The 25,116-nt window shown below is 43.9% G+C and carries 23 protein-coding genes; 3 read left to right on the top strand and 20 right to left on the bottom strand.

What is annotated here, in order from left to right; translation table 11 throughout:
- Positions 1 to 2: 2 nt before the first annotated feature.
- The 18 genes from rpe to KP625_RS00635 all read right to left on the bottom strand — a co-directional run bounded on the left by rpe (position 3) and on the right by KP625_RS00635 (position 19,974).
- Positions 3 to 656: a ribulose-phosphate 3-epimerase gene (gene rpe, locus KP625_RS00720; RefSeq protein ID WP_238298681.1), complete on the bottom strand. Its 654-nt coding sequence runs from the start codon at positions 654 to 656 to the stop codon at positions 3 to 5.
- Positions 657 to 658: 2 nt separating this feature from the next.
- A complete protein-coding gene (rsgA, locus tag KP625_RS00715) occupies positions 659 to 1,543 on the bottom strand; it encodes a ribosome small subunit-dependent GTPase A (protein WP_238298679.1) in 885 nt (294 codons plus the stop codon).
- A gap of 18 nt (positions 1,544 to 1,561) precedes the next feature.
- Complete coding sequence (pknB, locus tag KP625_RS00710; RefSeq protein ID WP_238298677.1) at positions 1,562 to 3,781, bottom strand: Stk1 family PASTA domain-containing Ser/Thr kinase; 2,220 nt, start codon at positions 3,779 to 3,781, stop codon at positions 1,562 to 1,564.
- Between the two features lie 41 nt (positions 3,782 to 3,822).
- On the bottom strand, positions 3,823 to 4,545 hold the full coding sequence (locus KP625_RS00705) for a Stp1/IreP family PP2C-type Ser/Thr phosphatase (protein WP_177969806.1): 723 nt from the start codon (positions 4,543 to 4,545) through the stop codon (positions 3,823 to 3,825).
- The gene (gene rlmN / locus KP625_RS00700) at positions 4,535 to 5,581 is read right to left on the bottom strand and encodes a 23S rRNA (adenine(2503)-C(2))-methyltransferase RlmN (RefSeq protein WP_238298675.1); all 1,047 of its coding nucleotides are present in this window, start codon (positions 5,579 to 5,581) and stop codon (positions 4,535 to 4,537) included. Before rlmN ends, KP625_RS00705 begins: the two co-directional genes overlap by 11 nt.
- Positions 5,582 to 5,618: 37 nt before the next feature.
- Positions 5,619 to 6,926, bottom strand: a complete 1,308-nt coding sequence (gene rsmB, locus KP625_RS00695; protein ID WP_238298673.1) for a 16S rRNA (cytosine(967)-C(5))-methyltransferase RsmB — start codon at positions 6,924 to 6,926, stop codon at positions 5,619 to 5,621.
- Positions 6,927 to 6,939: 13 nt separating this feature from the next.
- Entirely contained in the window at positions 6,940 to 7,914 is a 975-nt protein-coding gene (gene fmt / locus KP625_RS00690; RefSeq protein WP_238298671.1) for a methionyl-tRNA formyltransferase, read from the bottom strand.
- Positions 7,915 to 7,956: 42 nt separating this feature from the next.
- Positions 7,957 to 8,436, bottom strand: a complete 480-nt coding sequence (def, locus tag KP625_RS00685) for a peptide deformylase (protein WP_177969810.1) — start codon at positions 8,434 to 8,436, stop codon at positions 7,957 to 7,959.
- Between the two features lie 47 nt (positions 8,437 to 8,483).
- Entirely contained in the window at positions 8,484 to 10,514 is a 2,031-nt protein-coding gene (gene priA / locus KP625_RS00680) for a replication restart helicase PriA (RefSeq protein WP_238298669.1), read from the bottom strand.
- Positions 10,471 to 11,970, bottom strand: a complete 1,500-nt coding sequence (locus KP625_RS00675) for a UDP-N-acetylmuramoyl-L-alanyl-D-glutamate--2,6-diaminopimelate ligase (RefSeq protein ID WP_177969812.1) — start codon at positions 11,968 to 11,970, stop codon at positions 10,471 to 10,473. Before KP625_RS00675 ends, priA begins: the two co-directional genes overlap by 44 nt.
- Positions 11,971 to 12,055: 85 nt before the next feature.
- The gene (gene rpoZ, locus KP625_RS00670) at positions 12,056 to 12,262 is read right to left on the bottom strand and encodes a DNA-directed RNA polymerase subunit omega (RefSeq protein ID WP_370641379.1); all 207 of its coding nucleotides are present in this window, start codon (positions 12,260 to 12,262) and stop codon (positions 12,056 to 12,058) included.
- A gap of 44 nt (positions 12,263 to 12,306) precedes the next feature.
- Entirely contained in the window at positions 12,307 to 12,924 is a 618-nt protein-coding gene (gene gmk / locus KP625_RS00665) for a guanylate kinase (protein WP_177969814.1), read from the bottom strand.
- A 15-nt stretch (positions 12,925 to 12,939) separates the two neighbouring features.
- Positions 12,940 to 13,818, bottom strand: coding sequence for a YicC/YloC family endoribonuclease (locus KP625_RS00660; protein ID WP_238298668.1), 879 nt, complete (start codon positions 13,816 to 13,818; stop codon positions 12,940 to 12,942).
- A 172-nt stretch (positions 13,819 to 13,990) separates the two neighbouring features.
- Complete coding sequence (locus KP625_RS00655) at positions 13,991 to 15,775, bottom strand: Rqc2 family fibronectin-binding protein (RefSeq protein ID WP_238298666.1); 1,785 nt, start codon at positions 15,773 to 15,775, stop codon at positions 13,991 to 13,993.
- 323 nt (positions 15,776 to 16,098) lie between these two features.
- A complete protein-coding gene (htpG, locus tag KP625_RS00650) occupies positions 16,099 to 18,087 on the bottom strand; it encodes a molecular chaperone HtpG (protein ID WP_238298664.1) in 1,989 nt (662 codons plus the stop codon).
- Between the two features lie 162 nt (positions 18,088 to 18,249).
- Positions 18,250 to 18,714, bottom strand: coding sequence for a DUF5721 family protein (locus tag KP625_RS00645; protein ID WP_238298662.1), 465 nt, complete (start codon positions 18,712 to 18,714; stop codon positions 18,250 to 18,252).
- Between the two features lie 3 nt (positions 18,715 to 18,717).
- Positions 18,718 to 19,797 carry a transglutaminase domain-containing protein gene (locus tag KP625_RS00640; RefSeq protein ID WP_238298660.1) on the bottom strand — a complete coding sequence of 360 codons (1,080 nt, stop codon included), beginning with the start codon at positions 19,795 to 19,797 and terminating at the stop codon, positions 18,718 to 18,720.
- Positions 19,798 to 19,974 (bottom strand): hypothetical protein, encoded by a 177-nt coding sequence (locus KP625_RS00635; RefSeq protein ID WP_238298658.1) that lies wholly within the window; start codon positions 19,972 to 19,974, stop codon positions 19,798 to 19,800.
- Positions 19,975 to 20,131: 157 nt separating this feature from the next.
- Between KP625_RS00635 and argH the strand changes: the two genes are divergently transcribed.
- From argH to KP625_RS00620, 3 genes are all read left to right on the top strand, one after another.
- Complete coding sequence (argH, locus tag KP625_RS00630) at positions 20,132 to 21,511, top strand: argininosuccinate lyase (RefSeq protein WP_238298656.1); 1,380 nt, start codon at positions 20,132 to 20,134, stop codon at positions 21,509 to 21,511.
- A gap of 76 nt (positions 21,512 to 21,587) precedes the next feature.
- A complete protein-coding gene (locus tag KP625_RS00625; RefSeq protein WP_238298654.1) occupies positions 21,588 to 21,782 on the top strand; it encodes a hypothetical protein in 195 nt (64 codons plus the stop codon).
- A 265-nt stretch (positions 21,783 to 22,047) separates the two neighbouring features.
- Complete coding sequence (locus KP625_RS00620; RefSeq protein WP_238298652.1) at positions 22,048 to 23,130, top strand: GGDEF domain-containing protein; 1,083 nt, start codon at positions 22,048 to 22,050, stop codon at positions 23,128 to 23,130.
- Positions 23,131 to 23,421: 291 nt separating this feature from the next.
- Here KP625_RS00620 and KP625_RS00615 read toward each other — a convergent pair whose 3' ends face one another.
- Positions 23,422 to 23,604, bottom strand: coding sequence for a hypothetical protein (locus KP625_RS00615; RefSeq protein ID WP_238298650.1), 183 nt, complete (start codon positions 23,602 to 23,604; stop codon positions 23,422 to 23,424).
- A gap of 45 nt (positions 23,605 to 23,649) precedes the next feature.
- The gene (gene glgA, locus KP625_RS00610) at positions 23,650 to 25,089 is read right to left on the bottom strand and encodes a glycogen synthase GlgA (protein ID WP_238298648.1); all 1,440 of its coding nucleotides are present in this window, start codon (positions 25,087 to 25,089) and stop codon (positions 23,650 to 23,652) included.
- Positions 25,090 to 25,116: the final 27 nt, after the last annotated feature.

Genomic DNA, 25,116 nt, shown 5'->3' with positions numbered 1-25,116 from the left:
TTCTACGCGTTCAACTTCTCCATAAACGCTGCGATATTTGCTTTCTTGTCACCCTTGAATACAGCGGAACCCGCAACGACAACATTGGCACCTGCATCTAATACATCCTGTACATTGTCAACCGTGATACCACCATCAACTTCAATCAAAAGCTCCGGATTTTTTTCTTCGGCAAGTGCCTTTACTTCCTGTAACTTCGTAAGAGCGATTGGCATAAACTTCTGTCCGCCAAAACCCGGATTGACACTCATGATGAGTACCATATCTACCTGATTGATGTAATATTCTAACCAATGCACCGGTGTCTCCGGATTCACAGCAATTCCAACCTTCATGCCTGCCTCTTTAACGGCGTCAATCGTCTCCTGAAGATTCTTACATGCCTCATAATGTACGGTCAGCATGTCTGCTCCCGCATCCGCAAATGCATCGATATAACGAATTGGTTCATTAATCATCAGATGTACATCAAAGAAACTTTCCGTAATCTTCCGGATGCATTTGATAACCGGTGGTCCAAAGGAGATATTTCGTACAAAGGTTCCATCCATAACATCTAAGTGAAACCATTTGACACCTGCTTCATCCAATACCTTTGCATTTCGTTCAATGTGGTTAAAATCAATTGATAACAATGACGGTGAAAGAATATTCATGTCTACCATCTCCTTTTATTTTTTAATTCTTCATATAGCTGTATATAATTATCATAGCGAAGCTGCGAGATTGTTCCCTCCTGCAATGCTTCTTTCACTAAGCACGCCGGCTCATGTATATGCACACAGCCATGAAACTTACAACGACCGTTACAGCTTTCAAACTCCCGGAAATATTCCTTTAAATCTTCCGGTTCCATATCTTCAATCGCAAGTGAGCTGAATCCCGGCGTATCCATGATATACGTGTCTTCTTCAATATAGATCAGTTCCGAATGTCTCGTTGTATGCTTACCCCTGCGGATCTTTTCACTGACTGCTCCGGTCTGTACCTGTGCCTGCGGATGCAATGCATTCAACATCGATGATTTCCCGACACCGGAAGGTCCTGCAAAGACACTTGTCTTACCACGGATAGCTTCCCGGAATGCATCGACTCCGACATTTTCCTTTGCAACCGTCAGGAACACCCGGTAGCCGGCGCCTGCATAGATAGCACAGATTTCCTGTGCTTCCTGCTCACTGACCAGATCCGACTTGTTAAAACAGATCAGCGTGTCAACGCCCTGCTGTTCCATCATAATCAGAAAGCGGTCTAACAGATTGTAATTCGGCTTTGGATCTGCCAGCGCAAATACGATCACTGCCTGATCAACATTCGCAACTGCCGGCCGGATCAGCAGATTCTCCCGCGGAAAAATCTCGACGATATTTCCCGTCTTATCCTGTTCACTGATGATCTCAATCTCGACATTATCACCGACCGCCGGTTTGATCTTCCGGTTGCGGAATGCACCCTTGGCCTTACATTCATATATGGTATTTACAGTATTATGTGGGTGGATATAATAAAATCCACCCACACCTTTCATAATCTTTCCCTGCATAGACTTCCTATACTTTATTTATTCCTCAGAGAACGAAACAGTTGGCGAAGGTACCGTAAAGGACGATGTCACATCCGTTCCTCCTGCCAGAATCACAAAACTTGCACTGCCACTCTGGGATGACAGATTTGGTACATTGGCAGATACATTATAAGAACCGCCCGAATTAACCGTGATTGTCTGCTCATAAACAGCACCACCGTTGAAGATAACCTGAACTGTAACTGCAGAACCATCCAAGGCGGGATCATTGCAGGTAATCGTACCTGAAATACTTGCTTTGTATGTCTTCTGTTTCTCTTCCGGTCCATCACTGATGACGAAGTCAACACTGTCTCCCTCTGTCACGGTTGTTCCTCTCGAAGGATTCTGGCTGATAACCATACCTGCTGCGACACTGTCGCTGTTTGCATGTGTCACACTTCCGGCAGAAAGCTTCTTGCTTGACAGCGAATCTCTTGCCTGTGCCTCTGTCAGTCCGCCTAAGTTTGGAACTTCTACTTCCTTTTTCTCAGAGCCGTTGCTGACTGTCACGATAATCTTTGACCCTTTGGCAGCCTTTGTGCCACCTTCCGGATCGGTCTTGATAACCTTATCTTTTTCAACATCTTCACTGTATTCGTAAGCATGGCTTACCTGAAAACCGGCTTCTGTCAACAATGTTACCGCCTGCGAATCCTCATACCCTTTGACATCCGGTACATCAATTTCTTCCGCACCTGCGCTGACCTTGAGCATGATTTCCTGATCAACCGGTATCATCTCGCCCTCTTTGACGCTCTGCTCAAATACATAACCTTCCTGTGTCTTCTCGTCCTCTACATGCTCTGTCTTGACATTCGTAAATCCTGCATCTGTAAGCATCTTCAAAGCTGCTTCCTCTGAAATACCGGTTACGCTAAGCATTGCAACAGACTGTACTTCTTCCGATGTAATCTTATTCTTATTATCCTTCTTAGATCCAAACTTAAACCAGCCAAGTACGTTACCCAGCACAACTATAATGATGATTGCAATGATAACAGCTGTTGCAACACCTGCAATCGTCACTGCCTTACGGATACCCGGATCGATATCATCCGGATCCTCATCGTCCTCAATATCTTCATCTTCGTCATAATCCTGAACCTTCTTCAAGCTGCCACGTTTTGGCTGTGGTTCCGGTTCATACTCATCTTCCCATTCATCTTCATCTTCCTGCAGAAGTTCATTGATTCTTCCACTGTTCGCCTGCGGAGTAGAATTATAGCCGATTGGACGAATCTCTCCCATCTCCTGCGATACCGGTGGATTATCATACGGCTGACTGTACATATCACGGTTGGCGCTGCCGTTCCGGATTGCCTGCACATCTTCCTTCGTCCACTCCTGTGTCGGGCTGTTCGTAATCGATGTCGGAGCAACCACAATATCAATATTCGGGTTATTCTGTACCCGCTTCAAATCTGCAATCAATGCACTCGCGGTCAGATATCTGCGCTCCGGCTTTTTCTGTGTTGCCTTCAGAATAATCTTTTCAAAGCTGGAATAGATATCCGGATAATACTGTCTCGGAGGAATCATCTCATTCTGGATATGCATGAGTGCAACCGATACGTTGTTATCCCCTTCAAACGGAACTCTTCCGGTTACCATCTCATACATCGTGATACCGAGAGAATAAATATCGCTTCTCTCATCGCTGTAACCTCCACGTGCCTGCTCCGGGGATATGTAATGCACACTTCCCATCGCGCCGGATGTCAGTGTGTTGCTGCTTGCTGCCTTCGCAATACCAAAATCCGTGACCTTGATATTTCCGTTTTTCGATACGATAATATTCTGCGGTTTAATATCGCGGTGGATAATATGATTCTCATGTGCCGCTTCCAATCCGGATGCAATCTGAATAGAAAAATCAATTGCTGTCTCCATATTGAGACGGCCATTCTGCTCGATATACTGCTTTAATGTGATGCCCTCTACAAGCTCCATCACGATACAGTAGATTCCTTCATCATCGACAACATCGTATACATTTACAATATTCGGATGTGTCAGTCCCGCGGAAGCCTGCGCTTCAATACGGAATTTTGTCACAAAATTCTTGTCGTTGCTAAACTCCGGCTTCAGTACTTTAATTGCTACGTTACGATTCAGTCTGTGGTCTCTTGCCTTGTAGACAATAGACATTCCGCCTGCGCCAACCACGTCCAAAATCTCATATCTATCACATAATATCATTCCTGGTTTTAACATGATTTCAACCCTTTCTGCTATCTTCGTTCTCTACTCGGTCATCAATCTGCCGATATAATGATCACGGATATATTATCCGATCCACCATAGTAATTCGCCCGGTCTACAAGTTCCTGTGCAATCCGGTCTAAATCGTCTTCCTCGGAAACAATATCCCTTATTTCGTCATCCTCAACCATGTTTGACAACCCATCTGAACATAACAGATATTTTTCTTCCGTGTTGATCTCTATCTCAAAAAAGTCCGGCATCATCTCATCTCTCGAACCCATCGCCTTCGTGATAATGTTCTTCTCCGGATGATTACGACCTTTTTTACGTTCCAATTCACCTTTTCGGATCAGTTCCTCTACCAGGGAATGATCCATCGTAATCTGATGTATCTCCCCGCCAATCGCATACAGCCTGCTGTCACCGACATTCGCCACATACAGCTTTCCATCCTGTGCAACCGCCGCTACCATCGTCGTTCCCATTCCATTTAAATCGGGATCGGCGCACGCCGCCTTATATATTTCATTGTTTACAAATAACATTGCCCGTTTTAACAGTGCTACCGGATTTTCTATTGTGGACTTCTCTACAAAATCCACTGTAATATCAATCGCCATCCTCGATGCTTTGTCCCCCGCGCGATGTCCGCCCATTCCATCTGCTACGATGTAAAGATTCGGAAGTGGGCCGACCGGAGTGTCACTGAAAAAAATACTGTCCTGATTGTTATTACGTTTAATCCCGGTATCCGTCTTTCCACTAGAATGCATGGGGATCCTCCTGATGATGAAACGCATATTTCCTTCGTAACTGACCACAAGCAGCGTCTATATCGCTACCCATACTCTTCCTTATTGTAGCATTTATGTGATATTTTTCAAGAGTGGATTTAAATTTTTCAATCGAACTACTGTCACTGCTTTCATATTCCCGTTCCTCCACCGGATTAATGGGAATCAAATTAACATGGCAGTTTATGCCGGCAAGCAGCTTTGCAAGCTTTCCTGCCTGTTCTATCGTATCATTTTTCCCCTTGACAAGACTGTATTCAAACGTCACTCTGCGTCCGGTCTGATCAAAATACGCACGACAGGCAGCTAATGTTTCTGCCAGCGTATACTGATGTGCTATGGGCATCAGTTCTTTTCGTTCTTCATCCGTTGGTGCATGCAGAGAAAGTGCAAATGTAATCGGGATATCCTCTTTTGCCAGATCATAGATACGCGGCACGATTCCGCAACTCGATACAGTGATATTTCTGGCACTTAAGTTATAACCATTCTCATCGATAAGCAGACGTAAAAAGCGGATCAGATTCTCGTAATTATCGAGTGGTTCCCCGGTTCCCATCACGACCACATGGCTGATGCGTTCCCCGGTGATACGGCTCGTTGCGTAGATCTGTTCGAGCATCTCCGATGCTGTCAGATTCCGCACCAGCCCTCCGATCGTTGATGCGCAGAACCTGCATCCCATCCGGCATCCTGCCTGCGACGAGATACATACCGAATTTCCATAGTTGTGACGCATAAACACCGTTTCGATCATCTGTCCATCCGACAGGCGGTATAAGAATTTGATTGTACCGTCCGATTTGGATTCCTGACTTGTCTCTGCCTCGATATGGATAAATCCTTCTTCGTCCATCTGTGCACGCAGTGTTTTCGGAAGATTCGACATATCCTCCACCGATTCCACATACTTCTGATGCATCCACTGAAACACCTGTTTTGCCCGAAATGCCGGCTGTCCATGTGCTTTCATCCATTGTTCAATTTCTGCAAGGTACATTGATTTGATGTCCATTTTGATCTGACACTTCTCCTTTTATATATCCAAAATTTTATCTCTGTCTGCGCAGCACCGAATAATAAAATCCGTCACAGGCATCGATGCCCTGCAGAAACTGCCGCTGTTCTTTCAATGTATATTCCGGATGTTCTTTCAAAAATCGTTCCACCTGTAATACATTTTCTTCCTTTGTAATCGTGCAGGTGCTATACAACAGCGTCCCGCCTGCTTTCACATAACGGCAGGCGTTTTGCAGTATCGTATGCTGTAATTCCACAAGAGACTTTATCTGCTCTTCTGTCACCCGGTATTTGATATCGTTTTTCCGTCCCATAATACCAAGTCCGGAACAAGGCAGATCCGCGATAACAACATCCGCGTTTTCCTCCTGTTCCTGCATATATTCTGTCGCATCCTGACAACGGATATCAACATTTGTAAGTTTTAACCGTTCAACATTTTCTTCGATCAGCTCCAGTTTATCCTCTGCAATATCCATTGAAAGCACGTGCCCTTCCCGTGCAGATTCCGCTGCCGCTGTCGTTTTGCCGCCCGGTGCCGCACAGATATCCATAACCAGATCCCCTGATTTGATGTCTGCTGCCGAAACGGCACACATCGAACTTTCATCCTGCACGGTGAAATATCCCTGCTTATACCCCGGAATTTTATGAATGAAATCATATCCGGATAACAGCCATGCACCTTCATAATATGCTCCCGGTTCAACCATTATGCCTGCCTCTTCGAGTCGTTTCTTATAAGAATCCGGTGTCTCTCCGTTTTCTTTGATTTGATGTATATTCAAACGAATGCTCGTCTTCCGATCTGTAAATGCCGCTTGTAAAATTGTCTCTGTACTTTCTACACCATATTCCGAAACAAGCTTTTGCACAAGTCCATGCGGTGTCGATGTCAGCACAGACAAATACTTCTCCGGTTCTTTTTTCTGATCCGGATATGTGATCCCAGCTTTCTCCCGTGCGATTGTCCGAAGCACACCATTTACAAATCCGGAAAGGCCCGCAAAACCATGTTTTTTCGCAAGCTTCACACACTCATTGCATGCGGCAGAATCCGGAACACCATCCATAAAGAGAATCTGATAGCACCCCATCCGCAACAGACAGGCAATCACAGGTTTGCATTTCCGCACTTTCGTCTTTGAAAATTGATCAATTACATAATCCAGCCGCAGCTTTGTCTCTGTTACGCCCTCCACCAGCCTGGATAAAAAGGCACGTTCTACTTTATCGGTAAACTGATTTTTGCGAAGTGCATTTCCAAGTGCTATATTTGAAAATGTGTGATTTGTCTCTATATCCAATAATACGGTCAACGCCACGTCTCTTGAATCCATCCGGTTCTCCTTTTTAATCCTGATTTACATACATTCCCGCTTTTAACGGATTACCGTTCAGATAGGCAGCCGCATCCATCGGCTTTTTGCCCTCCGGCTGCAGGTTCTGAATCTGCAATGCATCTGTACCACACGCGATCACGAAATACTTCTTCGCAACCTCCACGATCTCGCCCGGAGCAAAGGCCAGTGTCTGTTCCACTTTTGCCTGTGCCTGCGCCTGATATGCAGCATCCATTGTGATCACCTTTGCTTTGTAGATCTTCACATTCTTACCATCAATCTGTGTATATGCACACGGCCATGGATTCAGTCCGCGGATCAACCGCTCCAGCTTTTCTGCAGGCTTTGAGAAATCCATCTGTCCCATGTCCTTGGAGAGCATCGAAGCATAACAACTTTGCGTATCATCCTGCTTCGTCCGTGTTGCTGTATGATTTTCAAGCTTCATGAGTGTCTCTAAAATCAGGGATGCTCCTGCCACAGCAAGCTTGTCATGCAGCGTGGCTCCGGTATCTTCCGGCGTGATAACAACCTCTACTTTGTCAATCATATCTCCGGTATCGAGCCCTTTTTCCATATACATCGTTGTGACGCCCGTCACGGTCTCACCATCAATGATTGCACGCTCGATTGGTGCCGCGCCACGGTATTTCGGAAGCAATGACGCATGAATATTGATACAGCCATACGGTGGAATCGATAAAATGCTCTCCGGCAATATCTGTCCATATGCAGCTACCACGATTGCATCCGGCTTGTATGACCGAAGCGTCTCTACCATCTCTGCTTCCCGCACCTTCTCCGGCTGATAGACAGGAATCGCATATTCCTGTGCCTTCACCTTAACCGGTGTTGGCACCAGCTTACGATTTCTTCCCTGTGGCTTGTCCGGCTGCGTCACAACCGCAACAACCTCATGCTCTTTTACAATTGCCGCAAGCGCAATGGCTGCAAATTCCGGTGTTCCCATATATATAATTCTCATGCTCTACCTCCATGTTCTACCCTGCCGTGCATCCGTTTTTTGCTACTCTTCCGGATTAACCGGCTCTACCTTATAAAGTCCGTCTTCAACCTTATCCTTGTACAGAATTCCATCGAGATGATCTAATTCATGACAGATGGCACGTGCCAGTAATCCCTCACCCTCGATCTGACGAAGCTGCATATCCTCATCATACGCCTCACAGATCACATGATTAGGTCTTGTAACAGTTCCCTGCAGTCCCGGCAGACTCAGGCAGCCTTCCTCTCCCGTCTGCTCACCGTCTGCCTCGATAATCTTCGGATTGATTAATGTATAGGCATTATCATCTCCGATATCGATTACAACGATGCGCTTTAATATGCCGACCTGTGGTGCAGCCAGTCCTACGCCATTTGCCTCATACATCGTCTCATACATATCATCAATCAGAGTCTGTAACCGCGGTGTCATCTTCTCAATCGGTTTGCAGACCTTTCTCAATACATCATCACCATCTAAACGTATCTTTCTTGTTGCCATAATGCCCTCCATTTATATTATAATTTATAAACCATATTTCTCTTAAATTAACAGATTGTCATCGGATTCATATCTACAGTGATTGTCACACATTCACAGCTGCATGTATCAACATAATCACGCAATGTAGTAATTGCACCAAGCCCCGGTGCCTTCACATAGATCACATAACGGTATTCATCGTTAATCTTCCCAATTGCCGCTTCACCCGGTCCGATAATTCTGGTCTGTGTATATTGTAATGCGTTCGTCTTTTCTTTTAAGTTCCGGCACAAAATTCCGGCGTAGCTCTCCACTTTTCCTTTGGATTCCCCGGTTAACAGAATCTGTAACATATCATACACCGGCGGATATCGAAGCATCCGTCTGTACGCCATCTCCATATCATAAAATGCTTTATAATCCTGATTGGCGGCGGCTGCTATCGCATAATGCTCCGGCTGGTAAGTCTGTATCACGACCTCGCCTTCTTTTTCACCACGTCCGGCACGCCCGGCTGCCTGTGTCAGAAGATCAAAGGTACGTTCTCCGGCGCGGTAATCGTTCGCATACAGTGACAAATCCGCAAGTATCACGCCAACCAATGTCACATTGCTGTAATCGTGTCCTTTGACAATCATCTGCGTGCCAATCAGCATATCCGCCTTTCCTTCCGCAAATTGTTTTAGGATTCTGGCACCCGCATCCTTACGCATCGTTGTATCCCGATCCATACGCAATGTTTTAATCTGTGGAAAAAGCTTTTTGATTTCTTCCTCCACCTTCTCGGTTCCGGTTCCAAATCCTGCGATCATCTTTGATTTGCACGATGGACACGCCTGCGGCATCGCCATACTGTATCCACAATAGTGACAGACAAGCTGTCTGGTCGCCTGCAGCGTATGTTGATGATATGTTAACGCCACGTCACACCGCGGGCATTTGATCGCCTCCCCGCATGCCCGGCATGATACAAAGCTATTGAACCCTCTCCGGTTGATAAACAGCATCATCTGCTCTTTTCTTGCAAGACTTTCCTGTATCTTCTTATACAGACAACGGCTGATAATGCTCCGGTTTCCAAGCCTCAGCTCTTCGCGCAGATCCACAACTTCGATTTTCTGTGCTTTCACTCCATCCGGCCGGTCTTTTAATTCCCATAATCGGTATTGTCCCGTTTCCGCTCTTGCATAACTCTCCACGCTCGGTGTCGCTGATCCAAGAATTACACTTGCATTCTCTAATTCCGCCCTCTTGATTGCCACATCCCGGGCATGATAGCGAGGTGCCTGATCACTTTTGAATGCAGAATCATGTTCTTCGTCCATCACAATCAGCTTCAGGTTTTGAAACGGTGTAAAAAGTGCCGAGCGCGGACCAATCACAACGTCAACCTCGCCATCCTTTGCTTTCCGGAACTGCTCATATTTCTCGCCTTTGCTCTGTCTGGAATTGACAAATGCCACGCGCGTACCAAAATGTTTCCGAAACCGAGCCAGTGTCTGATACGTAAGTGAAATCTCAGGGATTAAAACAATCGCCTGTCCTCCTTCCCGAATCACTTCTTTGATGCACTGGATATAGACTTCTGTCTTACCACTGCCCGTCACGCCATGCAGCAAATATGTCTTTCGCATGCTCATCTGAACATCTTCTGTAAATTCATCCACCAATGCCTGTTGTTCCTCGTTAAGTGTCACAAACTCCCACTGGTCTTCCGAAAGTTTCGTCTCCTCCACCTTCTGAGAGGTCTTTCTTACCGTCTGTTTCACCGGCATCACCGTCTGCAGTGCCTGATTCATCGTTGTACCATAGGTCTCCCGCATCCATGCAGCAAGCTGAATCAGCTTTCCTTCGATTGGGATTCCCTTCTGGGGCACCTCTGCGATCTCCTTGATCTTATCCGGAGCATAAGAAGGTGTCTGCGTGATGCCTACCACATATCCATGCCGGTGCGCATTTCCTTTTCCAAAAGGAACTGTCACCAGGCTTCCAATCTGCACCTGTTCTTCCCATTCGGCACCAATCCGGTACTGAAACACCCGGTCGATTGCGCTATGCGAAATATCGATTATTATATCCGCATATAGTTGTGACATCCTCTTCCTCCAAAATCTCGCGGATCAAATCCCGCTCATCCATGTGATGCTTTACGCCATGAATCTCCTGATAATCTTCATGTCCCTTTCCTGCAAGAACGATCACATCTCCTTCCTGCGCGTTCATAATTGCATACCGGATTGCTTCCTTCCGGTCTGCAATCATCACATATATACCATCTGTTTTCTTCATGCCTGTCTCAATATCCGCAATGATTGCAAGCGGCTCTTCATCTCTTGGATTATCGCTCGTAATAATTGTGAAGTCTGCCATCTTGCCAGATACTTCCCCCATCTCAAACCGACGGTCTCTTGAACGGTTTCCGCCACAACCAAACAAAGTAACAAGCCGCTTCGGATGATACGCACGAAGCGCAGTAAGCAGGCTTTCCAGTGCCATTGCATTGTGTGCGTAATCAATCATCAGTGTAAATGCATCGGAAATCGGTATCATCTCCACACGTCCACGGACTTTCACTTCTTTCAATATTGTCTGTATATCGGTTACTGCCACATGCATCTGATCTGCTACAGCAACGGCTGCGAGTGAATTATGTACAGAAAACTCGCCCGGCAGATCTACCATCATCTGTGCTTCAAGTTTTCCATGTAACGCATACTGGATTCCAAGCACACCCTTTTCCTGATACAGCTTCACATCCGCTGCCCGGTAATCCGCATTTGCAGTCTCTCCATAGGTCAGTTTTTCACAGGCTGCATGTTCCATCATATAGGCAGCATTCGCATCATCCACGTTGAAAATACCAACCTTACACAATGTGAAAAGTTTTGCTTTCCAATCCCGGTATTCTTCAAAGCTTGCGTGTTCATTCGGTCCGATATGATCTTTTGACAGGTTCGTGAAGATACCGTAATCAAAATCCACGCCCGCTACACGATCGAGCATCAGTCCCTGGGAAGAAACTTCCATAACAACCGCCTTACATCCATTATCTACCATATCCCGCAAATATTTATGTAATATCATAGATTCCGGAGTTGTATTGTTCGCATGGATATGTTGTTTTCCATCTATAATCTCAATCGTACCGATCAATCCGGTTTTAATCCCGGAACGTTCCAGCATATCCCGGATCATGTACGTTGTTGTCGTCTTTCCCTTTGTACCTGTCAATCCTATCACGTTCAGTTTTCCAGAAGGATTTCCATAGAACGCCGAACTGATCATACCCATCGCATACCGGGTACTCTCCACACGGATCACAGTCACAGTGTCCGGCACCGGCACCGGCTTTTCAACTACAAGCACACTTGCTCCTTTTTTTGCTACATCTTCCGCATATTTATGTCCATCTGAGACAGCACCTGTGATACAGAAAAACAAATCTCCCGTTTCTACTTTTCTCGAATCATTCTGAATTTCTCTGATTTCTACATCCGCATTTCCTTGCAATACTTCGTAGGTAAGTCCCTGTAATACTTCTGATAATTTCATAATCTTCCTCCATGAATGAATACAAACAAAAAGTAAATAAGGCTACAGCTTTTTGTTCTGCAGCCTTTGAACCCCTTCGTGGGTCTTACTCGTCATCACCGACAATCTTAACTTTTCCGCTGTACAGTTCTGCGACTGCAGTTGAAAGAGGCTTTCCACTCTCAGATTTTACGAGCGGCTCTGCACCGTCAATAATCTGTCTGGCTCTCTTTGCAGTTGCCATAACTACGGAATAACGACTCTGAACAACCGGCTGTTCACCCGGCTCCACGTCGCTGTTAATTACTTCCATTAATTCTGTGTAAGATGGATGTATCATTGTCTATATCTCCCTTCCTATAAAGCTTTCAGCTCATTTTTGATTTCTTCCATAAACTCAAGATTATTTTCACGCAGACATTTTCTGCCTACAATAATCGAGTGTACGCTGTGTACACATGTATCTAAATCGTCATTTACAACGATATAGTCATACTGCTGCATATCCTCGGATTCTTCCACCGCACGCTGCATACGCTTATTGATGACTTCCTCACTCTCGGTGCCACGCCCCGCAAGACGTTCGCGAAGTCCTTTTGCACTCGGTGCTGTGATGAATATAAGAATCGCATCCGGATACTGTTCACGGACATTCATGGCACCCTGCACTTCGATCTCTAAGATCACATCATGTCCTTTCGCCATCTCATCCTCTACGAACTTTCTAGGGGTACCATAGTAGTTTTCTACATACTGTGCCCACTCAATAAACCCATTATAATCAATCAGATTCCGGAATTCATCCACGGTTTTGAAATAATATTCTCTTCCGTCAACTTCTCCCTCCCGTGGTGCACGCGTTGTCGCAGAAACAGACAGACTATAGCCATATTCGGCAACCATCTTCTTGACAACCGTACCTTTACCCACGCCGGAGAATCCGGAAATAACAATCAAAGAACCTTTCTTTGCCATATTATCTGGTTCCTCCTACTCAATATTCTGTATCTGTTCACGAACCTTTTCGATTTCTGTCTTCAAATCAATTCCCTTGTCTGCAATAATCAGGGAATTCGCTTTCGATAAAATCGTGTTTGCTTCGCGATTCATCTCCTGTACGATAAAATCAAGCTTTCTACCAACAGCGCCACCCTCTGTCAGAATCTTAATCGTACTGTCAATATGACTTCTCAGACGCACAACTTCTTCATCCACGCAGACCTTATCCGCATACATCGTAACCTCGGCTGCAATACGCTGATCATCAATCTGGGTATTGATGGCGAGCTCATCCACCTTCTCAATCAGCCGATTCTTGTAATCCTCGATAATCTGCGGTGATTTTTCTTCGATATACGCCACGATATCTGACATTACAGAAAGCTTTGCAAGCAGATCCTTCTTCAGGTTCTCGCCCTCACGGATACGGGACTCTGCAAACTTCTCTGCTGCTTCCCGTACAACTCCCTCTAAATGAGACCAGATTTCATTTTCATCCACGGACTGTTCTTCCAATGTAAACACCTCCGGGAATCTGCCGATCACGGATGGCTTTACATCCGACTGCAGGTCAAAATCATCTACCATACTGTTCAGATAATTCACATATTCTGTTGCAATTTCCTTATTATATTTTACACACACGTTGGACTTTGTATAGTCCTCATATGTAATAAATACATCAACTTTTCCACGCTGAATATATTCCTTCAGACAAGCTCTGATATCTGTCTCAAAATAATTCAGTTTCTTCGGCAGTTTCACGTTCATGTCACAGAACCGGTGATTCACCGCCTTAATCTCTACCACGATCTTACGATCGTCATTTACCTGTTCGCCTCTTCCGAAGCCTGTCATACTTTTTATCACGATAGTCTCCTGTATACATCCGCCGCCAAGCGACTCCATTTTCTCACTGTGCCTACACACACATAAAAATAATGCAGATTATCGTTTCTTTCTTATCTATGAACGATAATCTACACTATTATAGTATAGGCACCCCTAAAAATCAAGGTGTTTTCATGTTTAATTTCTTGATTCAGGCTTCTGCAATTCCATGGATATCCGGCTCCATACTCATCGAATAATTTGTATGATAAATCACAAATCCCGGTTTTGCTTTCGGCGGTTTTTTCAGGTTTTTCTTCATCGTATAGTCAACCTCTACCTTCGGTGCATCCTTTCCGGTTGAGTAATATGCTGCCAGTCTTGCCGCCTCTTCATATGTACGGTCGGGAATCTCTCTCTCTCCGTTCGTCTTGACGATCACATGAGACCCCGGCATCTGCTTCGCATGAAACCAGAGATCATTTCCTTCTGCAAACTTAAATGTAAGTTCTTCATTTTGGAAATTATTCTTTCCGACATACATGTGATATCCGTCGCCGGATATATAATGTAGCGGCTTTGCTTTCGCCTGTTTCTTCTGCTTGTTACGATCGAATCTGCCACGCACATAACCGCTTTCAATAAGTTCCTGTTTGATCTCCTGCAGATCATTCTCCGTCTTGGCAATCTCCAGAGAATTCTGCACAGAAAGCAGATAATCCAGTTCCTCCTTTGACTCTACCGTAAGCTCCATCAAAGCCTCATAGGTTCGTTTCAGCTTATTATATTTGTTGAAATACCGCTTTGCGTTCTCCATCGCCGACTGCTCCGGATCAAGCGGAATCGTAACCATACTGCCATCATAGTAATTCTCACAGGTGATTTCCTTATCGCCAGGTTTGCACGAATATCCATATGCAGTCAATAGTTCTCCATAGACCTTATATTTATCCCGTTTCTCTGTATCCTTTAGCTGCGACCGCTGCAAATCGTATTTCTTTGCGGTCCGCTCGATTGCATTACTGACGATCTTTCGAAGATCGGTCGACCGCTGCCTGATACGTGTCACTACGCTTTTTGCCTGATAGTATTCTTCAATGACCGGAGACATCGACGGAAATGCTTTCAGACCATCCATATCCTTCTTCGGAAGGTCGTCTGCTTCCTCTCCATACATCGTCAATGTGCACGCCGCAAATTCCTTCGGTGCATAACCCTGGTATGCGATACATGGTGTAAATTGTTCTTCTTTTATACTCTGACGCATAGTATCAAACGCGCCATATAACGTTTCCTGTTCCTGCATGGAAAGCCCCGCCGTACTCATCCCACCATCGACACCGGCCCGATAACAGATTTCATTTGCGATCACCGGTGATAATCCGGTTAGGGATGTATAGATGGCTTTCGTTACAGATACCGGCTTACGCAGAACATGATTCATGAAATAATTGATATCTATATCAAGCGGATTTTCCTTTTCCTGTGCCGGTGGATATACATACGTCCTTCCGGGCAGCACTTCCCGCACCGAACTTACCTGATGGGAAATATGTTTGATACTGTCAATGATCGTACCCTCTGCATCCGTGAAGATGATGTTGCTGTGTTTTCCCATGATCTCAACGATCAGTTTCTTCCGGCACAAATCTCCCATCTCATCAAGATGCTCTAACTCCATCTCTACGATTCTCTCAAAATTCGGCTGTGTCACGGACAAAATCCGTGCATTTCCAATATGCTTCCGAAGCAGCATACAGAAGTTCGGAGCTGTCGTCGGATTCTCCTTTGTCTGCCCGGACAGATAAATAAGGGGCAGACTGGCATCTGCAGAGATCACCAGACGACTGGTTGTGTTTCCCTGTTCTGTCCGGTTTTTCACGACCAGACACAGTTCATCCACTTCCGGCTGATATATTTTATAGATACGTCCGCCTGTCAGATTCTTCTTCAGTTCACTGACGATTGCAGATACGGTTACTCCGTCAAATGCCATTTTCTTACTCCTTTTCATTCCAATAATCACATAATATCAAAAATGCATGTCAATGTAAATGAGCATATAGATTCATGAAGTAATATGATACATTTGTGACTTAGAAGTAATTCGTGTTCTGTGCATATCAGCAATGCGAAAACACGATGTTTTCGCAAGCTGCCACTGAGCCATGGATGGCGAATTGGCAGCGGTTGCGTACGGTAATAAATATATCCCAGAACACGAATATTACTTCTTAGTCACAATATGTTATATTACGAATGAATCTACTATGCATATTTACATCTGACATGCATTTTGACCACCTTATGTGATTATGATTAAATCAACAATCCAAGCAGATCGTTGCTTCTCTTTACAAATGCTGTCATCTTCTCGGCTGAGAGTGGTTTGTTTGCAAGGACAGCCAGATCATAAAGCTGATTACAGATCATATCCTTGTACTCACCCTCCGGGTTATCCAAGATGTATTTTACAAGCTTGTTGTTTGCATTCAAGACAAGCGTTTCTGCTTCACCTGCCCCAAACATAGCAGGATCCATACCATCCATGTTGTACACACGCATCATCTCCATCATACGACGGGACTCCTCGGATACCGTCAGGACAGAGGATACATTCTCGTTCTTCATGCTCTCAACCTTGACTACAAGCTTATCATTTCCGGTTGCTTTCTTGAATGCCTCAGAAAGCTTATCGGTATATTCCTTCGTCTGCTCCTCAGAAAGCTTCTCACCGACAAAGTTATCGGCAAGGTCTGCATCGATACGCAGGAACTTCACATTCTCATTCTTACCTTCCAGATGTGTGATATATGGGTTATCAATGTTATGTGTCAGATAAACCGCATTCATGCCCTCTTCCTTGAACATGTTAATATACTGGGACTGTGCCACATCGTCAGAGATATAGAATACTTTGTTCTCGTATTTCTCCTTGCCCTCTTCAAGATACTCCGGAAGCGTGATGTACTTACCATTGATATCCTTAAAGAGCATATAGTCTGTCATCTTATCACAGAACTTCTCATCCTTCAGACAGCCAAACTTGATGAATGGACTCAAATCATCCCAATACTTCTCGTAATCTTCCTTGTTGTTCTTATACATGCCGGTCAGCTTATCAGCAACCTTCTTTGTGATGTAATCGGATATCTTCTTGACAAATCCATCATTCTGCAATGCGGAACGGGATACATTAAGCGGAAGATCCGGACAGTCAATCACACCCTTCAACAGAAGCAAAAACTCCGGAATAACTTCCTTGATGTTATCTGCGATAAATACCTGATTGTTATATAACTTGATCGTGCCCTCTAACTGGTCATACTGTGTGTTAATCTTCGGGAAGTACAAAATACCCTTTAGGTTAAACGGATAATCCATATTCAGATGGATCCAGAAGAGCGGCTTCTTGAAGTCTAAGAACACATGCTGGTAAAAATCAATATACTGCTCATCCGTACAATCCTTCGGATTACGCATCCAGAGCGGATTCGTATCATTTAACGGTTTTCTCTCTTCTTCCTTTTCTTCCGGAGCATCCTCTGTTTTTTCTTCTGCCTCATCCTTCTTTGGTGCATCGCCGACAAGTTCATCTTCCTGTGTTGTATCGACCTCGATTACCTTGTCTTTTTCTTTCTTTTCGGCTTCCTTCTTGGCTGCCTCTTCCTCTTCCTTATCCTCATTGATAAAGTAGATGTTGTATGGCATAAATGCACAATATTTCTGGATGACTTCCTTCACACGATACTCATTTGCATACTCTAAGCAATCCTCGTTCAGATACAATGTAATGGCTGTACCACGGATATCGTCATCGCTCTCACTCATCGTGTAATTCGTTCCGCCATCGCACTCCCAATATACCGGCTTTGCATCCTTCTTATAAGAGCATGTCTCGATCGTTACCTTATCCGCAACCATAAATGCGGAATAAAAACCAAGTCCGAAATGACCGATAATCTGCTCGTCACCGGATTTATCCTTATATTTGTTGATAAAGTCCGTCGCACCGGAAAATGCGATCTGGTTAATATACTTGTCAAGTTCTTCCTCGGTCATACCAAGACCATTATCTACGAATGTCAAAGTCTTATCCTTGGCAGACGCATATACCTCGATTTTGTATTCCTCGCCTTCGACTTCCTCATATTCGCCCATCACTGCAAGCTTCTTTAATTTTGTAATAGCATCACAACCATTGGAAATCAGCTCCCGGATGAAGATATCCTGATCGGAATAAAGCCATTTCTTAATAATCGGAAAAATGTTGTCACTGTTAATTGATAAATTACCCTGTCGTTCCATGTCTTATTACCTCCTAAATATGCATCACTAATACAAATCTGCTGTTCTATCCTACAGATTTATTTTGCAAATTAACATTTTATAAATAAGATAATAATACCTGGAAATTTGAATGTCAAGAAAAATTAGCACTCAATTTTATTGAGTGCTAATAATTCTACTTTAAATATAATATTTCTTAACTGTGTCATCCCACACATGTTCCAATGTCTTGTCCATCGTAAATATCTTCAAGGATGTCCCGGTTGTCACAGACAATGCTTCATGCTCATAAACCACATTCATGAAAAGCGCACTTACATCTTCCGTTTTCACGGGCAGGTTATTCATCTCCAAAAGCCGTAAGATATTCTCGCGGTTAAACATCAATATGATCTTGAATCCGATCGGCAGCCGTTTTCCCTTGATATAGGAATATACAATCTGCTTTATATCCTTCCACTCCACATATTCCGGCAAGTCTGCCTGTTCTTCCGTATCAAAATATTCCCGGTTTAACCTGCCATTTACATAATAATCCAGTTTCGTCTTCACCCGTGCCTCATACAGATAAAAACTGTCATATTTTTCTTTTTCAAACAGCTCCTTCAAATATTCTGTTTTTTCATCGATTGAAAAAATCTCCATCTTCTACCTCTGATTCAAATATATCGTTACTAACTCATACTCACCATACGGTTCTTCCGTATACTGAAAATACTGGACCGCATTGATATTCCGCATGAAAGAATAATCAAACCCGGATTCATAATCTGTCACAACCACCTCTATAGTAGCTGTGCTGTCACGGGCCGCCCGGTCCTCAATCAATGTGCGGAATGTATCTCTGTCGCAGATCAGATTATTTTGTTCATAATAATTATAATCAAAACTGTTACACTCCGGAAATGCATCCTGCTTCCAATTATGCCGGTCTTCCATAATCTCATCCGTCACGTTAAAATATTCATGTCCGGCAAACACACCGCGATCCGGCAGCGGATCATCCCAGGTTGCATCCACCTGATACCAGTTCCCATCGAGGCACACTTGGTTCCATGCATGCAGTTCATCATCAGCGGTTCCGGTAACGATCTTATTCTCAATTCCTACGCAGGACATAAGCAATGCCATCGCCTCTGCATACCCATTACAGACTGCGTTGTTCTGCACAAGCGCACCATATGCCCGATATGCATAATCTTTGGAATCATTTACATACCCGTATTTACAATGCACTACTATATAATCATGGATTGCCAGTTCTTTCTCATAATCCGTCATGTCCGGTTTTATAATCAAATCCAAAACCTCAACTACTTTATCATACAGTTTATATGCAAGTGCATGATCGGATGGTATCTCTGCATGATTTACATATTTCTGCCACACATAATAATTGTCCGATATCTCATACCGAAACTGAATCCGCATTCCATCTCTGCTTTTCTCAGTCACCATATACTGATCCACCATGCCATTCATGCTGCAGACATTTTCATTGATATTGTTGATATCCGCTTCTGAGATTCCGGACACATAAAAATCCCCGCGTTGTTTTCCTTCATTGATCTGTTCTGTCACCATCTGCGTCAGATCTTCCATATTGTATGCGGTTTCGTCCGGATGCAGATATGCCCCAATCCGAAAATTAAAAAAATAGAATATGAGAATCACCGCAGCAACCAAAACAGGGATTATAATATGCTGTTTGCCCCTTTGTTTTCTCATCTAACGTCTGCTCCTATCATCGTCTTCTTCATCTTCTTCATCTTCTTCATTTTTTCCACTCTTTCCCACCATAATCAATACCACCATCAATACAATGGATACGATCAGGCAGATTGCGACCAGCAAAGGTTTACCACTGTCGCCGGTTGCGATTATATTTGCAAGAATTGTGTTCATCTTTATCTCCTTTTTTACATACAGGTCATATTAATATATTTATATTATATTAAATTATCTAAGTATAAATCGCAACCTTTTTTCTCGTTTGTCTTGTCGGTTCTTGGGATTTGTTGTATAGTATTCGTGAAATAAAATAGATAAAGCGAGGTAGATTATGGCACAGTTATGGGGCGGTCGTTTCACAAAGGAGACAGACCAGTTAGTATATAATTTCAATGCATCGATCAGTTTCGATCAGAAGTTCTACAAGCAGGACATCCGTGGCAGCATTGCACATGTGACAATGCTTGCAGCAAGCGGCATCCTGACAGATGCGGAACGCGACCAGATCATCGATGGATTAAACGGTATCCTTGCCGATGTGGAAAATGGAACTTTGGAGATTTCTTCCAAATATGAAGATATTCACAGCTTCGTTGAAGCGAATCTGATTGACCGGATTGGTGATGTCGGCAAGAAGCTGCACACTGGACGTTCGAGAAATGATCAGGTTGCACTTGATATGCGTCTGTATGTACGCGATGAAATCACCGAAGTAAAAAAGCTGCTCGTATCACTCATGAAAGAACTGCATACACTGATGAAGGAAAATGTAGATACCTATATGCCTGGCTTTACACATCTGCAGAAAGCACAGCCTGTTACTTTTGCACACCATGTTGGTGCGTACATGGAGATGTTCAAGCGTGATTACAGCAGACTGACAGATATCTATGCACGTATGAACTATTGTCCGCTTGGTGCAGGTGCACTGGCAGGAACAACCTATCCGTTAGATCGTGACCTGACTGCCAGCCTTCTGGATTTTGCCGGTCCAACCTTAAACAGTATGGATTCCGTATCCGACCGTGACTACGTAATTGAGATGCTTTCCGCATTCTCTACGATTATGATGCATCTGTCCCGTTTTTCTGAGGAGATCATCATCTGGAACTCCAACGAGTACCAGTTTGTTGAATTAGATGACGCTTACAGCACAGGAAGTTCAATCATGCCGCAGAAGAAGAACCCGGATATCGCCGAGCTTGTCCGTGGTAAAACCGGACGTGTGTATGGCGCGCTGATCTCCATTCTCACAACGATGAAAGGCATTCCACTTGCATATAACAAGGATATGCAGGAGGACAAGGAACTTACCTTCGATGCGATTGATACCGTCAAAGGATGTATCGCTTTGTTCACAGGTATGATTTCCACAATGAAATTAAACAAACCTGTCATGGAGAAAAGTGCCATGAACGGATTTACGAATGCTACCGATGCGGCTGATTATCTGGTTAATCACGGCGTTCCATTCCGTGATGCACATGGTATTGTCGGTCAGCTTGTACTCTACTGCATCGAGCATGACAAGTCCCTGCTTGATATGGCAATCGATGAGTATAAGGCAATCAGCCCGGTATTTGAAGATGATATCTACGATGCAATCAGCCTGAAGACCTGTGTCAGCAAGCGAAATACGATTGGTGCACCGGGAGAAGAAGCGATGAAACAGGTGCTCGCCATCAATGAAGCATACTTAGAAAAACTATAATAAATACGTAAATGCAAAAGTTTTTCATATATGTGAGTTGTACATATAGAATATTTTTTGAAGGGAGTTAAACCTTATGAATAAGACGACTAAGGCGAAGTATGACCTTGCGACACGTATGTTGAAGGTAGATATTTCGGTAGATGAAGTGGCCCTGATGTCTGGACTTACGGTAGATGAGATTGAGAAGTTAAAAGCCGGGATTGAACCGGAAGAGATTATTGACGAGGCAGCCTTCGCAGAGAAAGCACGAAAGTCCAAGGACAAGTAATAAACAGGCAGGTGGTCTTATAACGAGACTGCCTGCCTTCTTTTGTGCCTGTAAATGCCATTTTCCTAGGAGTGTTCAAATGCCCCCCCTTTGAACACCTCTAGGGAAAATATGCTTAAATTGTATCACGTTCAGTGTTCCACAACGAAGACAGAGGGACACTTTTTGTGACAAAAGGAACGTCCCTATAAAGACATTCTCCCTTTTCTGTGTTATAATAATGTGTAATTTATATATTTACAGATAGAATAGGGGGGAGGAGTTTATGTTTCATTATTTTTTACAGTTGAATTTTTCGACGATCTTAATATCCTTTTTTATGTTGATTTTTGTCAATGTAAATCCTGTATTTCAGAGAAAGGTAATTCGGTTGTTTTCCATTGCGATAAGCTCAGTACTGTGTCTGGTTATCGTTGACAGTATAGAATACTGGTGTGCGACACTTCCGTATCCGACAATGCTGCGTGTGGCAGTATCTATTATTGGGTATGCGCTTAGACCAATCAATATATGCTTTGTGATCATTCTTTCCTGTGGTAACAGAGTGTCGCAAAAGTTTAAGAAATTTATTGCGCTTCCGGGAATTCTGAATACGTTGATCGCTTCCACTGCGTTATTTTCAGGTGTTTGTTTTTCCTACTCGGATAAGAATGAATTTGTGCGGGGGCCACTTGGATATTCGGCATTTGCTGCCTCCGGTTTTTATTTAATTCTGTTGGTTATCCTGACTAATAAGTTATATAAGACGGAGCATACATACGAATCGCTGATCGCAATTTTCATTGCGGTGACGAACACGATAGCTGTCATTCTGGAGGCGTTTTTCCATTATGACGGACTCATCAATACCACGGGAGCTGTGAGTATTGCATTTTATTATATGTATTTGACGACACAGCAGTTCAAGCGGGATCCACTTACGCGTGCGCTCAACCGTCGGTATTTTTATCTGGATGCGGATCATTTGATGGAGAGCAAATGTCTGACAGCGGTAATTTCCATTGATTTAAATGATCTGAAGAGGCTCAATGACGAGAATGGCCATGCGGCCGGGGATACGGCTTTGTGTACGATTGTAGCGTGCATTCAAAATATACTGCCGAGGGGATGCCACCTGTATCGAACCGGTGGTGATGAGTTTATGATCTTATGTTCACGGGTTTCAAAAGATGATGTCCCTGTTCTAATCGATCATATACGGAGGGAGCTTTCTAAGACTCTTTATTGCTGCGCCATTGGTTTTGCCACGCCGGATGCAGACGAGGATTTTGAACATATATGTTCTATTGCAGATGCAGCCATGTATGCAAATAAAAAACAATTAAAAGGCGAAGATACGATTCGCTAGTAATTAAAGTAGCAGAAAATAGATACCTTAAATGTTAGATATGGGAGAATTGAATGACCACGCCACTGGGAGATATAGAAATATGCATAGATGGAAAAACAATTAAATATACAGCACAGAACATGGGCGTGATGGAGTTCAGTATGTGATAACTGGAAATACAAAGGTAAGTACATATGTATTTGGTGTTGCATGGATAGTAGATGCTACAGAGGAGAACGATATACAGACCTGGTTCGGCGCTGATCCAACATATTTCAGATAAAGAGATCAGCTGCCCCTGATGTTTTATCATAACACGTTCTCCATATATATCTTTCCCTGCCCTGAAGCCATGATGATACATCCGGAATTGCCAAATAGTCTGTCAAGGTCAACAAGGAACACATCTTTATGGCTGCATGAGGTTCTCACAACCTGTGGCATCAGAGCAGAATCTTCCGATACGTACAACTTCACACCGTCTTTCGTCACATGTAACTCACTCCATCACATGTGTGCTCCATTATATAATTCTTCCTACACCTGCTCATACAATCTCTGATAGATCTCTGCAGAATTAGACCAGCTATAGTTCTGCTGCATTGCGCATTCCTGCATACTCTCCCATGCATCCTTCTTGTCGAAGAATACCTGCTTTGAGTAGTTGATCGTGTTCAGTAACTCATGTGCATTATAGTTTGCGAACGAAAATCCGGTTCCGCTTCCCTCAAATTCATTGTATGGAATAACCGTATCTTTAAGTCCGCCCGTCTCTCTTACGATTGGCAATGTACCATAACGAAGTGCCATAAGCTGTGTCAGTCCACACGGTTCAAAACGGGATGGTACTAACATCGCATCACACGCTGCATACATCTTGTGTGACAGTTCATCTGAGTAATAAATATTTGCAGATACCTTTGCCGGATGGATGCCCTGATAATAACGGAACATATCTTCATAGCGGCGCTCGCCGGTACCAAGCACGACAAACTGTGTACCATCGGTACAGATGTCGTTCATGACACGGTCAACCAGATCTAAGCCCTTCTGGTCTGTCAGTCTGGAAATAATACCAATCATGTAAGCGTTCTTATCTTCCGGAAGTCCGAGTTCCTTCTGCAATGCAAGCTTATTTGCCACCTTGTTCTTGCGGAAGTTCTTCAATGTATAATTCTTGTAGATTTTCTTATCCGTAGCCGGATCATAATCCTTGTAGTCGATACCGTTTACGATACCCCACAGGCTCTGGTTTCTCGCGCGGAGCAAGCCATCTAATCCCTCACCATAGTAAGCCGTCTGAATCTCCTGTGCGTAAGTATTCGATACCGTTGTGATCTTATCTGCATAAACAAGACCACCTTTCAGCATACTTGCATCCTTATCGATCTCTAGCTTGTCCGGTGTAAACAGATAATCCGGAAGTCCGGAATACTCCTGGACTGTCTTGATATCCCATCTTCCCTGGAACTGCAGATTGTGGATCGTCATAATTGACTTCATGCCACTGTAAAATGGATTATCTGCAAATAATGTCTTCAAGTATACCGGAACCAGTCCAGCCTGCCAGTCATGGCAATGTACAATATCCGGCTGGAATCCGATACTTGGCAGGATAGAAAGTGCTGCCTTGCTGAAATAGCAGAACTTTTCAATATCCCATTTCATATCATCACTGTAAATGTTGAATCCATTGAAATAATACTCATTGTCAATAAAGTATACCGGAACCCCTTCATATTCCAGATACATAACCCCGACATACTGCTGCTTCCAGCCAATATCCATATGAAAATGTGTCAGATAACGCATCTTCTCCTTGAATTTTGCCGGCAGACACATGTAATTCGGAATGATGACACGCACGTCATACTCCTTTTTATCAAAAATTCTCGGCAGTGTACCAACAACGTCTGCAAGCCCTCCAGTCTTGATAAACGGTACACACTCCGATGCAATATAAGCCACTTTCTTCATGTTTTTTGTCCTCCCATATCCGACCCT

It is taken from the genome of Eubacterium sp. MSJ-33 (assembly GCF_022174665.1).
In the GTDB taxonomy this organism is placed as follows: domain Bacteria; phylum Bacillota; class Clostridia; order Lachnospirales; family Lachnospiraceae; genus Coprococcus_C.
Note: the sequence above shows the minus strand (reverse complement) of the source record. Positions and strands in the feature narration are given on the sequence as shown.